At 71.8% G+C, this 12,242-nt stretch carries 13 protein-coding genes; 6 read left to right on the plus strand and 7 right to left on the minus strand.

What is annotated here, in order from left to right; genetic code table 11:
* The first annotated feature begins 24 nt into the window (after positions 1-24).
* From SL103_RS34455 to SL103_RS34465, 3 genes are all read left to right on the plus strand, one after another.
* The gene (locus SL103_RS34455) at positions 25-306 is read left to right on the plus strand and encodes a hypothetical protein (RefSeq protein ID WP_069572912.1); all 282 of its coding nucleotides are present in this window, start codon (positions 25-27) and stop codon (positions 304-306) included.
* Positions 303-641 (plus strand): hypothetical protein, encoded by a 339-nt coding sequence (locus SL103_RS34460; protein WP_069572914.1) that lies wholly within the window; start codon positions 303-305, stop codon positions 639-641. The genes SL103_RS34455 and SL103_RS34460 overlap by 4 nt, the downstream gene beginning before the upstream one ends.
* A 293-nt stretch (positions 642-934) precedes the next feature.
* Complete coding sequence (locus SL103_RS34465) at positions 935-1,699, plus strand: alpha/beta hydrolase (RefSeq protein ID WP_069572916.1); 765 nt, start codon at positions 935-937, stop codon at positions 1,697-1,699.
* A 77-nt stretch (positions 1,700-1,776) separates the two neighbouring features.
* On the opposite strand, the gene SL103_RS34470 is transcribed toward SL103_RS34465, so the two are convergent.
* The 7 genes from SL103_RS34470 to SL103_RS34500 form a co-directional block, all read right to left on the minus strand.
* Complete coding sequence (locus SL103_RS34470) at positions 1,777-2,919, minus strand: acyl-CoA dehydrogenase family protein (protein ID WP_069572918.1); 1,143 nt, start codon at positions 2,917-2,919, stop codon at positions 1,777-1,779.
* Between the two features lie 3 nt (positions 2,920-2,922).
* Complete coding sequence (locus SL103_RS34475) at positions 2,923-3,915, minus strand: diiron oxygenase (protein WP_069572920.1); 993 nt, start codon at positions 3,913-3,915, stop codon at positions 2,923-2,925.
* A complete protein-coding gene (locus SL103_RS34480) occupies positions 3,896-4,717 on the minus strand; it encodes an aminotransferase class IV (RefSeq protein WP_069572922.1) in 822 nt (273 codons plus the stop codon). Before SL103_RS34480 ends, SL103_RS34475 begins: the two co-directional genes overlap by 20 nt.
* Positions 4,714-6,798, minus strand: a complete 2,085-nt coding sequence (pabB, locus tag SL103_RS34485; RefSeq protein ID WP_069572923.1) for an aminodeoxychorismate synthase component I — start codon at positions 6,796-6,798, stop codon at positions 4,714-4,716. Before pabB ends, SL103_RS34480 begins: the two co-directional genes overlap by 4 nt.
* Before the next feature lie 29 nt (positions 6,799-6,827).
* The gene (locus SL103_RS34490; protein WP_069572926.1) at positions 6,828-7,256 is read right to left on the minus strand and encodes a MaoC/PaaZ C-terminal domain-containing protein; all 429 of its coding nucleotides are present in this window, start codon (positions 7,254-7,256) and stop codon (positions 6,828-6,830) included.
* A 5-nt stretch (positions 7,257-7,261) separates the two neighbouring features.
* Complete coding sequence (locus SL103_RS34495) at positions 7,262-7,723, minus strand: FAS1-like dehydratase domain-containing protein (protein WP_069572928.1); 462 nt, start codon at positions 7,721-7,723, stop codon at positions 7,262-7,264.
* 414 nt (positions 7,724-8,137) lie between these two features.
* Complete coding sequence (locus SL103_RS34500) at positions 8,138-9,034, minus strand: helix-turn-helix transcriptional regulator (RefSeq protein WP_069572930.1); 897 nt, start codon at positions 9,032-9,034, stop codon at positions 8,138-8,140.
* Between the two features lie 152 nt (positions 9,035-9,186).
* On the opposite strand from SL103_RS34500, the gene SL103_RS34505 reads away from it, so the two are divergent.
* The 3 genes from SL103_RS34505 to SL103_RS34515 all read left to right on the plus strand — a co-directional run bounded on the left by SL103_RS34505 (position 9,187) and on the right by SL103_RS34515 (position 12,180).
* Entirely contained in the window at positions 9,187-10,686 is a 1,500-nt protein-coding gene (locus SL103_RS34505) for an MFS transporter (RefSeq protein ID WP_079146343.1), read from the plus strand.
* Between the two features lie 187 nt (positions 10,687-10,873).
* A complete protein-coding gene (locus tag SL103_RS34510; protein WP_069572932.1) occupies positions 10,874-11,491 on the plus strand; it encodes a TetR/AcrR family transcriptional regulator in 618 nt (205 codons plus the stop codon).
* Entirely contained in the window at positions 11,488-12,180 is a 693-nt protein-coding gene (locus SL103_RS34515) for a peroxiredoxin-like family protein (protein ID WP_069572934.1), read from the plus strand. Before SL103_RS34510 ends, SL103_RS34515 begins: the two co-directional genes overlap by 4 nt.
* Positions 12,181-12,242 lie beyond the last annotated feature (62 nt).

Here is a 12,242-nt window from a genome sequence, read left to right on the forward strand (position 1 = left end):
CACCAACCCCCAGAGGTTGACGACATGAGCAAACCTATCGCCCGGCTCCGCGACGCGCTGCTGCGTCTGCTGTTTCCCGCCAGGGGGCGCCACCGCGCGCCCGTCGGTGTGCCGGCCACCGCGGCGGTGTACGTCGCGCCGGTGTACGTACCCGTATGGCGGGGGCCCGAGGTCCCGTTACGCGGGGAGGACGCGGACCTCGTCCGGCCCTACCTGCTGACGCCCGACGAACGACGGGAGCGCTGGGAACGACGCAGGCGACAGACGCGGCAGGTGCGGCGCCGGACGCTGGTGATCGCGCGATGACCTACGACCCCGACAACCCTCAACTCCCCGGCTCCGCAATGCGGTTGCTGCCGTGGTCGACCCCGGCCGGGAGGCCGTGCTTCCTGAGTACCGACAATCCGGGCGGCTTCCTCTCCCGGAAGGCCGACGCGATGGAGGCGGAGCAGATGCGCGACGCCGCCGCCGTACTGGCCGACGCGGAGGACGTGTTGGAGGACCCGGCGGCCGGGCCGCTGACGCTCCGGGTGACGCTGAAGCGGACCACCGCCGCCCTCGGTGACGTATTGCGCGTCGCGGACAGCCGGGGCGGGCGGCTGCCCGCCCCGGACGACCCGGACGAGGGGGACCTCCCGTGAGGGTCAGGACGCGGCTCGCTCCACCGGCATCCACAGGCTGGAACAGATCCCGCTGGTCAATCTCCGCTGTACGGACAGCGGCTCCGGCCTGCGTGCCGAAGGGGACCAGGAAAAGGAGTGGAGGGGTGGGGACCGGGCCGGTAGCTTGCTGTTGACCGTGACACCGCCCGAGGAGGTGAGACCCATGAACGCTGTAGCGATGTGGGTGCTCCCCCTTCCCGTCACGGCCGGCGGCTGACGCAGGTGTCGCCGGGAGCGCCTCGACAACAAGGCACTCCCGAAAGGCAACACCCATGCACTCTTTGCAGTTCACCGCCGAGTCGTCGTCGAACGGCATGATCGAGCGCGACTTCACCGTGGGCGACGTCCCCGGAGTTCTCTGGTCGCCGGCCTCCGGCGCCGAGCGCGCGCCCCTGGTCCTAATGGGCCACGGCGGCGGCGCCCACAAGAAGCATCCGGCGATGACGGGCCGGGCACACAGCCTCGTGACCGGCTGCGGCTTCCATGTCGCCGTCATCGACGCGCCCGGTCACGGCGACCGGCCGCGCACCGCGTACGACGAGCAGGAGATCGCCGAGCTGCGCCGGGCGCAGGCCGCGGGCGAGCCGGAAGGGCCGATCGTCGTCCGCTACAACGCCCGCCTGGCGGAGCTCGCCGTACCCGAGTACCGGGCGACCCTGGACGCCCTTCAGGAACTTCCGGAGATCGGCGCCGAGGGGCCGGTGGGCTACCTCGGCATCGCCATGGGCACCGCGATCGGGGTGCCGCTGGTGGCGGTCGAGCCCAGGATCACGGCCGCGGTCCTCGGCCTGATGTGGCCCGACGCCCTGTTCGAGAAGGCACGGCGGATCACCGTCCCGATCGAGTTCGACCTGCAGTGGGACGACGAGCGCATCCCGCGCGAGGCCGGCCTCGCGCTGTTCGACGCCTTCGCCTCGAAGGAGAAGACGTTGCACGCCAACGCGGGCGAGCACGTCGCCTTCCCCAGGTTCGAGGTCGACAGCGCGGTCCGGTTCTTCGCCCGGCATCTCGGCCGGGCGGTCACCTCGCCGGCCTGAGGGTGAGCGGCGGCGGCGTCCGGTCTGCTCATCGGACGCCGCCGCCGCGGTCCGGGGTGCGGCACTCCGCCCGTCGCTCAGGCCGCCGTGCCCACCACGCTCCGGGCGATGATCAGCCGCATGATCTCGTTGGTGCCCTCCAGGATCTGGTGGACACGGAGGTCGCGGACGATCTTCTCCAGGCCGTACTCGGCGAGGTAGCCGTAGCCGCCGTGCAGCTGGAGGGCCTGGTTGGCGACGTGGAAGCCGGCGTCGGTGACGAAGCGCTTGGCCATGGCGCACAGTTCGACGGCGCGCGGGTCGCCGGCGTCCAGGGCGGCGGCGGCCTGCCAGAGCATGGTCTTGGCCGCCTCCAGTTCCGTGGCCATGTCGGCCAGTTGGAACTGCAGGGCCTGGCGGTTGGCCAGCTTGTCGCCGAACGCCTCGCGCTGGCTGAGGTGGCTGATGCTGCGGTCGAGGGCGGTGCGGGCGCCGCCGAGCGAGCAGGCCGCGATGTTCAGCCGGCCGCCGTTGAGGCCGTGCATGGCGATCTTGAAGCCCTCGCCCTCCTGGCCGAGGCGGTGGCTGACGGGGACCCGGACCTCGTCGAGGATCACCTGCCGGGTGGGCTGGGCGTTCCAGCCCATCTTGCGTTCGTTGGGGCCGAAGGACAGCCCCGGGGTGTCCTTGTCGATCAGGAGGGCGGTGATGCCCCGGGCCCCGGCCTCATGGGTGCGCACCATCACCAGGTAGACCTGGGAGGACGCGGCGCCGGAGATGAACTGCTTGACGCCGGTGACGACGTAGCTGTCACCGTCCCGTACGGCGCGGGTGCGCAGCGCGGCGGCGTCCGATCCGGCCTCCGGTTCGGTCAGGCAGTAGCTGGCGAGGTGCTCCATGGAGCACAGCAGCGGCAGCCATTGGTCGCGCTGGGCGGGGGTGCCGTAGGTGTCGATCATCCAGGCGACCATGTTGTGGATCGAGAGGTACGCCGAGATGGTCGGGCAGCCGGTGGCCAGTGCCTCGAAGACGAGCGCGGAGTCCATCCGGGTCAGTCCCGAACCCCCGCTCTCCTCACGGACGTTGACGCCGCCCATGCCGATCTCGGCGGCCTTGCGGAGCACGTCCACCGGGAAGTGCTTCTCGCGGTCCCACTCGGCGGCGTCGGGGGCCAGGTACTCGTCGGCGAAGTCCCGGGCCGCCCGCCGGATCGCCTGCTGGTCGTCGGTCAGGGTGTACACGCCTCAGCTCCTTCGCGCGGGGGTGGTGGCCGGTACGGCCAGGGCGGGGCCGAGGTCCTCGGAGAGTCCCAGGTCGGCGAGGAGGGACTGGAGGGGGCCGGTGTCCCTGGGGGCGGCCGGGCGGCCGGCGGCCGCGTCGGACAGTTCGTCGGCGGTGACGGCCATCCCGCCGGCGGCGGCCACCCCGACCCAGGGGTCGAAGTCCGGCGCCCGGAAGGCGTCCAGGCCCTGGACCAGCGCGTCCTTGAACAGTTCGCGTTCGTCCGGGGAGAGCGCGCCGTAGAGGGAGACGGCCAGTTCGCGGAAGACCACGGCGTGGCCACTCTCGTCGCGGCGGTGCAGATCGACGGTGAGGCGGTTCATCGGCTGGATGCCGAACTCGGTGGAGATGGTGGAGAGGAACGCGTTGATGGTGGTCTCCGCGGCCAGCGCGAAGGCGATCTCCACCAGGTCGCGGGCCGGGCCGGTCAGTTCGCGGCGGCGCTCCTCCAGGGCGCGCACCACCGACCAGCCCTGCGGGTCGAAGGCGAGGTCGGCCAGCGCGCGGCGGCGCCGGGTGACCGAGGCCGCGTTCTGGCACATCAGGATGTGGTAGTGCTCGTCGATGATCGTCTGGTGCAGTGCGGCGACGGCGGCCTCGTCCCGGCGGACCGGGATGTGGTCCTGAAGCATCAGCCGGCAGGCGGGCAGGATGACCTCGTCCTCGATCGCGGTGGTCTTGGCGTTGTACGCGATCCAGGAGGCGGAGAGGATCCGGCCCCGGGCCTCCGCGTCCAGCGGTGCGGCGCCGGGCAGCGCCAGCAGCGGCACCAAGTGGTCGGGGAAGTCGGGCAGTTGGGTGTCGAAGTGGCCGTCGAGGTCGAGTTCGTCCTTCTTGACGGCGACCCGCTTGCCCCAGCGCCTGGTGAGCTGGTGCAGCAGATCACGTTCGAAGGCCGGCGGCGGGCCGGCTCTGCCGCCGGGGGCGACCGGTGCGCTAACGGGTGTGCTGGACATGGTCGGGCGTCCTAGTGGAGAGGGCGGAAGGGGCGGGCTGCGACAGACGGCTCAGATGGCCGCGCCAACGCGGGGCGCGGATCGCCGGTCCGGCGCTGACCTGCGCGGATGTCCATTGCGTGACGGGTCGGATGCCGTGCAGGGCGTTGACCGCCCAGACTTCGAGACCGTCGAGTGCACGCGGCGTGGGGGTTTCGTGGGCGGTGCGGACCCCCTGCGCGGCGGCGATGCCGAGGAGCAGCTCGCGGGTGACGGAGGCGAGCCGCCGGGGCGTGTCGGGCGGGGTGCACAGGACGTCTCCCCGCCACCACAGGAAGCTGGTGGTCGCGCCCTCCACCAGGCGGCCGGCGGCGTCGAGGAGCAGCGCCTCGTCGGCGCCGTCGGCCAGGGCCGCGTCGCGCAGCGCGGTGAGCCGGTCGAGGTCGAGGCCCTTGATGTCGGGGCGGCTGCGGCGGTCGGGGCCCTCGGCCGTCCACAACCGTACGTTCTCACCGAGGGCGGGCGCCGGGCGTATCCACAGCCGGAGGCATAATTCCCGGTTTTCCACAGCGAGTTCGACGCGCGGGAACCAGCTGCCGGCCGTCGGCAGCCGTTCCGCCACCGCCTGGAAGAAGGCGTGCACCTGGGGGCCCGGCGGTCCGCCGAGCGCCTCGGAGGCCGCGGCGAACCGCCGCAGGTGCAGCGGGAGCCCGCGCACCCGGCCCTCGGCGCACAGCCAGGAGTCGATGGCGTGGACGGTGCCGGGCGGGCCGGCGGGGACCAGGGCGCCCTGTGCGTCGTCCCAGCGGAGCCGTTCGCTCATCGTCCTGCCTGCCAGGCGCGCAGCGGGGCGGCGGCCTTGAGGAGCATCTCCTCGTACTCGTCCTGGGGGTCGGAGTCGAGGACGATGGCGCCGCCCGCGCCGATGGTCAGCTCGTCGCCGTTGCGGACCGCGGTGCGGATCACGATGTTGAGGTCGGTGCCGCCGGAGAGGCCGAAGTAGCCGAGCGCGCCGGAGTAGATGCCGCGGGCCTCGGTCTCCAGGCGGTCGATGATCTCCATGGTGCGCAGCTTGGGCGCGCCGGTCATCGAGCCGCCGGGGAAGCAGTGACGTACGCAGTCGACGGCGCTGACGGAGGCGCCGAGGCGGCCCTGGATGGTGGAGACGAGCTGGTGGACGGTGGCGTAGGACTCGACGGCCATGTAGCGGTCGACCCGCACGCTGCCGATCTCGCAGACCTGCCCGAGGTCGTTGCGCAGCAGGTCCACGATCATCAGGTTCTCGGCCTGCGTCTTGGCGCCGGCGGCCAGTTCCTCGGCGAGCTGCCGGTCGCGTACGGGGTCGGCGTCGCGCGGTGCGGTGCCCTTGATGGGCTTGCTCTCGACGGTGCCGTCGCGCTCGATGCGCAGGAACCGCTCGGGCGAGGAGCTGAAGACGGTGGTGCCGCCCAGCCGCAGCAGCGCGGAGTACGGGGCGGGGTTGGCGCGCCGCAGCCGGCGGTAGAAGGCCAGGTCGGCGGCGGCGGTGGCGTCGACGGGCGGCATCCGCAGCTTGTCGGTCAGGCAGATCTCGTAGCTCTCGCCGCGGACCAGCTGGCGGCGGCACTCGTCGACGTCGGCGAGGTAGCCCGCCCGGTCGCGGACGAGGTACGGGGCCGCGTCGGGGGCCCGGTCGGCGGGCTGCCGGGCGCCCGCGTCGTCAGGGAGGGGCTCCAGGCCGGTCAGCCGCTCCGCCGTCGCCTCGACCCACTCCTTGGCGGCGAAGGTCTGCTGCTCGTCGTCGGTGTGCACGGCGAGCACGTAGGTGCGCTGCTCCTGGTGGTCGACGGCGATCAGCCGGTCGGCGAACATCCAGACGGCGTCGGGGGTGTCCGCGGCGTGCCGCCGGGACGCGCCGCAGTCGGCCTTGAGTTCGTAGCCGAAGTAGCCGACGTAGCCGCCGGTGAGGTCGAAGGGCAGGTCGGGGGCGTCGAGGCGGCGCTGCTTGAGGCGGGCGTCGAGGACCTCGAAGATCGAGCCGCTCTCCAGGCGGAGCCCGCCCGCGTCCTGCACCTTCACCGCGCCCGCGGACAGCCGGTAGGTGAGGATCTCGCTGAGCGGGCCGGTGGCGTCGCCCAGGAAGGAGAAGCGGGACAGGCCCTCCTCGACGCGGCTGCTGTCGAGCCAGAAGCAGTGCGTGGCGTCGGCGTGCAGCCGGGCGAAGGCGGCTTCGGTGTCGACGGCCCGTGGCAGGACGGTGGTGATCAACTGGTGGGTGGGCGCGCCGGACGCGCGCCGGGCGGCCGGGCGGGCGGTGGTGCGGGCGGTGTGACGGGCCTCGTCGCGTACGCCGTGGGTGAGGTCGCGGAAGTTGGTGAGGATCTCCCGGCCGTATTCCGAGGCGATGGACTCGGGGTGGAACTGGACGCCCCAGCGCGGGAGGTCGCGGTGGCGCAGCGCCATGATCACGCCGTCGTCGGCGCGCGCGGTGACCTCCAGCTCCGGCGGCAGCGGCTCCTCGACGCACAGCGAGTGATAGCGCACCGCGGTGAATTCCCGGGGGACGGCGGCGAAGAGGTCGTCGCCGTCGTGGGTGACCGTGGCGAGGTGGCCGTGGCGGGGCCGCGGGGCGGGGACGACGGCGGCGCCGGCGGCGTGCGCGATGGCCTGGTGGCCGAGGCAGACGCCGAGGACCGGCAGATCGGTGTGGCGCAGCAGGTCGGGCACGTATCCGAGGTCGCGGGACTCCTGCGGGCGGCCCGGGCCCGGGGAGATGACGATGTTGTCGAACCCGCCCTGGCGGAGGGTCTTCAGCATCGGGGTGTCGTTGGTGACCACGACCGGGTCGACGCCGTTGACCTCGGCTATGAGCTGGAAGAGGTTGAAGGTGTAGGAATCATGGTTGTCGACGAGCAGTGTGCGCATGGGTCAGCTCCTTGGGGTCTCGGGGGCATTCACGCGAGTTGCACTACCGCGCGTACGGTGACCAATTCCTCTTCCTGCGGGGATACCGCGGTCAATTCGACCACGACTCGCCGGTCCGCCAGTTTCTCGGTCACGGTTCCGTGGATGCGGTAGCGGGCACCCACACCGTCGTCGGGTATAAGGACCGGCTTGTGGAATCGGGCGTGCTGGGAGACGACGGAACCGGGATCACCGGTCCATTCGTGCACGATGCGGAGCGCTTTCGCCTCGGTCAGCGGTCCGTGGGCGACGATGTGATCCATTCCCACGGAACGCGCGACGCGCGGGTTCCAGTGGACGCCGACGAAGTCGAGGGAGGCACCGCAGTACATGATTTCGTGGACCGGCAGGAGCTGAAATTCCTGAGCGGCCAGCCGCGTTCCGACCGGAACATTGTCGTAATCGACCTGGGTGGTCATGACCGCTACTCCTTCGGTGCCGCGGAACCGCGGGAAATCATCTGGTCGACGACGGTGCAGACGGGTTCGCCGTCCTCCGAGGTCACCTGGTGTTCCATCTCGAAGAGTTCGTGCCGGCCGATGTCGCGGATGTCGCGAACGGTGGTGGTGAACCACAGCCGGTCGCCGGCGTGGATCCGCCGGTGGTGGGTGACGCGCTGGTCACCGAGGACGCAGACCGGGTCCTTCTGCTTGCCGAACTCGGGTACCAGCATGGGCCAGTTGCCCATGCGGAACCACAGGGTGGTGGCGAAGGTGGGCGGTGCGATGACGGTGCGGTAGCCGTGCTTCACCGCGGCTTCCTCGTCCAGATAGGCCGGGTGCGTCTCGCCGATCGCGACCGCGAAGTCGCGGAGTTTTTCGCGGCTCACCTCATAGATTTCCGCGGCACGCCAGCTGCGGCCGATGAATTCCCTGTTCAAGGGCATGTCGGATTCCCCTCCGTATCTCAGAACTGAATTTCCCGAAGGGCGCGGGTGGCCGCGGTCGAAGGGCCTGAGCAGGCCGTCATGACCGTACGGCGCAGTCGGCTGCGCGCCTCAAGGGAAAGGGACCGCACCGGGCGCGGGCAGCGGAAGAGAGAACACGCTGGCGCCGGACGGCAAAAAGAAGGTGAAAGATGAACGACGGAATGCGCTAACAGCGCGTCAAGGCAGTCGACTACGCAATGCCATACCCCCCGGTGTGCATTCGTCGCGCCCTCGGTCGACATGGGCCGCGTGCCGCCAATAGAAGAGGGCTGGCTGTCAGCCAGTCAAGCAAACGTGATGCAGGTCACTTCTCTTCCCGCGGTATTGGGAATTCGTTGAGAATTCCATGACCCGGCGTGCCGCGCGGGGCCGCTACGCTCCCGCGCGCGAGACGCCCAACCCGTCCACGGCATCCGCCACTTGGGCCGCCGCCGGCACCTCGCCGGCCGCGCACCGCTGGAGCGCGGGCAGCTTCCCGGTCGTCTCCGCGTCGGCCGGCATGCAGGCGAACAGCTTGACGCCGGGCGCGTCCATCGCCGCCAGTTTCACGTAGTCGAAGGTCAGCCGGCCGACCCAGGGGTGGCGGAACTGCCGGCGGTTGCTGCCGAAGTCGGCGATGTCGTGGGCCTCCCACCAGCCGCGGAACTCCGCACTCGCCTCCCGCAGCCCGCCGGTGAGCCGCTCGAAGCGCGGATCACCGAAGCGCGCCCGGGCGTCCGCCCGGAACTGGGCGACCAGATTCTGCGCCTGGCCCTCCCAGTCGACCATCAGCGTGCGCATGGCCGGATCCATGAACACCAGCCACAGCAGGTTGCGTTCGGCCGGCTCCAGCTGCCCCGGGTCCCCGATCAGCCCCGCCTCGGCGCGGTTCCAGCCCACCAGGTCCCAGTTGGCGTCCAGCAGGTACGCGGGGTGCGGTTCGAGCGCGTCGACCAGCCGCTGCAGCGCGGGGCCCGGGCCGCGGCCCGGCGGCTGCTCCGGCAGCGGCACCCCGGCCAGCCCGAACAGGTGCCGGCGCTCGATCGAGCTGAGCATCAGGGCGCGCGCCAGGCTCGTGAGGACCTGCCGGCTGACGGTGATGTCGCGCGCCTGCTCCAGCCAGGTGTACCAGGTCACGCTGACCCCGGAGAGCTGGGCGACCTCTTCGCGCCGCAGCCCGGGGGTGCGCCGCCGCGGCCCCGCGAGGATGCCCGCCTCCTCGGGTGTGAGCCGCTCCCGCCGCGAGCGCAGGAACTCCGCCAGGCAGCGCCGCCGTTGCTGGTCAGCCATCCGATACTCCCGTTCGCCGCGAATCGCGGGGCGCGCCGGCCGGGTCAGGGCCTCCGCACGTATATATGGGCGTAGCACCTATATGGGGGTAGTGGGAACACCAGCATAATCGGTCTCTGTATGCCGGCCGGGTGCTGACCGACGCTTTCCCCATGACCCAGACCCAACCCTCAGGCGCCACGGGGCAGCAGTCCGCGCCGGTGCGGCCGGCGGCGCCGCAGGCAGGACCGCCCTCCGGTGCGGCCGGAGGGGCGGCGCCGTGGCGGGCCCTGACCATCGTGCTGGTCGGGGCCTTCATGGCCGTTCTCGACACGTTCATCGTGCTGGTCGCCGCCCCCGCCATCCAGGCCGATCTGCACTCCACTCCCGCGGACATCCAGCTGATCCTGGCGGGCTATCAGCTCACCTACGCCATCGCGCTGATCACCGGCGCCCGCCTCGGCGACCGCTTCGGCCGCAAGCGTCTCTTCATGCTCGGGATGGCGCTGTTCACGCTGTCCTCCGTGGGCTGCGCGCTGGCGCCGGACTCCGTCAGCCTGATCGGTGCGCGCCTGGTCCAGGGGCTGAGCGCGGCGGCGATGTTCCCGCAGGTCTTCGCGATGATCCAGGTGCTGATCCCGGCCGAGAAGCGTCCCAAGGCGTTCGGCGCGCTCGGCGCGGTCATCGGCATGTCCACCATCATCGGCCAGCTGCTCGGCGGGGTGCTGATCTCCGCGGACCTCTTCGGCTCCTCCTGGCGGCCGGTGTTCTGGGTCAATGTGCCCGTCGGCCTGGTGACGCTGGCGCTGGCCGCGCTGTTCGTGCCCGAGTCGCGCGCCCCGGAGGCCCGCCGGCTCGACCTGCCCGGCGCGGTCGTGCTCACCGTGGCGCTGTTCCTGCTCGTGGTGCCGCTGGTGGAGGGGCGTTCGTACGGCTGGCCGCTGTGGACCTGGCTGAGTCTGGCCGGCAGCGCGCTGGCACTCGCGGTGTTCGCGCTGGTGGAGCGGAGGGTGGACGCCGCGGGCGGCGCTCCGCTGATCCAGCTGGGGCTGCTGCGGGAGCGTCCGTTCGCGGTCGGCATGACCCTGGTCGTCCTGGCCTACGCGGGCATCAACTCCTTCTTCCTCATCCTGTCGCTGACGCTGCAGGACGGCCTGGGGATGGACGCGCTCGGCGCCGGCCTGGTCTACACGCCGCTCGCCGTCGCCTTCTTCGCCGCCAGCCTGATCGCCGGCCGGCTCGCCCGCTTCGGCCGCCGGGTGCTGCAACTCGGCGCCCTGGTCGGCGCGCTGGGGTTCCTGGGCACGATCTTCCTGGCCGTCGGTGCCGGCTCCGCGCTGACCGCCTGGGAGCTGGCCCCGACCCTGATCCTCGTGGGCGCGGGCAACGGCCTGCTGGTCACCCCGCTGCTGAACGCGGTGCTCGCCAACGTGGGCCCGCGGCACGTGGGGATGGCCTCCGGCGTGCTCTCCACCGGCCAGCAGATCGGCGGCGCGGTCGGCGTGGCCGTCGTCGGCGTCCTCTACTACAACGCGCTCGGCGGCGCCGTGCACAACGACACCGGTGCGTACGGGCACGCGCTGACGACCGCGGTGGTCTTCAACGTCGTGCTGTCCGCCGCGATCTCGGCGCTGCTTCCGCTGCTGCCGAAGCCGGGGGCCCGCGGCGCGTAACACCCGGCGCGGGTAGCGCCCGCCCGCCCCAACCGGAACCGGTCCCTCCGCGCCCCCCGACGCGGAGGGACCGGTTCCGCATGTTTTCCACAGATCTTGCCTCAACTCCTTTGCCTCGCACGGTCGTTCACGTATCTTGGAATGACCGTTCCCAGTTGAGTCGGAGCGCGAAAGGAGCAGGCTCGCCATGCCCGACATCAAGCACTTCAACCCCGACGTCGTGCTCGACGACGCCCTGCAGATCTTCTGGCGCCAGGGCCTGCCGACCACCGGCATACAGGCGCTGGTGACCGCGACCGGCCTCAGCCGCTCCAGCCTCTACGCGACCTTCGGCAGCAAGGACGGCCTCTACGCCGCGGCGCTGGAGCGCTACATAGCCCGGCACTCGGCACCGGCCTTCGCCCATCTGGCGGCGGCGGACTCGGGGCTGACCGCGATCGAGGAGTTCTTCGCCGGGCTGATCGACGTCCGGTGCGCCGGCCCGGTCGCCGGCTGGGGCTGCATGGTCACCAATGCCTACGCGGGCCCCGAGTGCGCCGACCCCGGCATCCGCACCCTCCTCGAAGACCACCACACCACCCTGGAGCGCGCCATGCGGGCGGCTCTCGGCAGCGCCGCCGGGCTGGGACAGCTCACGCCGTCCACGGACCTCGACGCCGCCGCGTCGGTGCTCGCGACCCTCGCCTACGGCGTCAACCTGCGCTCCCGCGCCGGCGCCGACGCGAGGGCGCTGACCGACACCGTGACCGCCGCCCTGGCCCCGCTGCGCGCCCACCCCACACCACAGGAGCACCCCTCACCATGAGCCTTCGTGACGAACTCGCCGCACTCGCCGAGTCCTTCCGCACCCGCCGCCCCGAGGTCCCGGCCGCGTCCCGTGAGGTGATGGAGCGCGCGGCCCGCGACCTGGCCGCCTCCGGACAGGCCGCCCGGGCCCTCGGGACCGGCGACCGGGCCCCCGGCTTCCGGCTTCCCTCCGCGACCGGCGAGACGGTGTCGCTGGAGACCCTGCTCGACGCCGGGCCGGTCGTGCTCACCTTCTACCGCGGCGCCTGGTGCCCGTACTGCAACCTCGCGCTGCGCGCCCTCCAGCAGCACCACGCCGGGATCACCGCCCGCGGCGCCCGCCTCGTCGCGGTCTCCCCGCAGATCCCCGACGAGTCCCTCACCCTCGCCGAGAAGCACTCCCTGGACTTCGACGTGCTCAGCGACCTCGGCTCGGACACCGCGAAGCAGTACGGGCTCGCCTTCGACCTGCCCGACGACCTGGCCGCCGTGTACGACTCCTTCGGCTTCGACCTCCAGCACGTCAACGGCGGCCACTCCCGGACCCTGCCGCTGCCCGCCACGTACGTCATCGACCGCGACGGCATCATCCGCTGGTCGTTCATAGACACCGACTACACGGTGCGGGCCGAGCCGGCCGACCTGCTCGCCGCCCTCGACGCGCTGCCCTCCGCCGAGTCCCCCGGTGCGGCGCTCCGCAAGGAGTAACGGCAGGTCTTGACGGGAATTTGATCGCCGCGCACGGACCGCCCAACTCGCCGTCGTCCCCC

The sequence above is a fragment of the Streptomyces lydicus genome (genome assembly GCF_001729485.1).
Lineage (GTDB): Bacteria > Actinomycetota > Actinomycetes > Streptomycetales > Streptomycetaceae > Streptomyces > Streptomyces lydicus_D.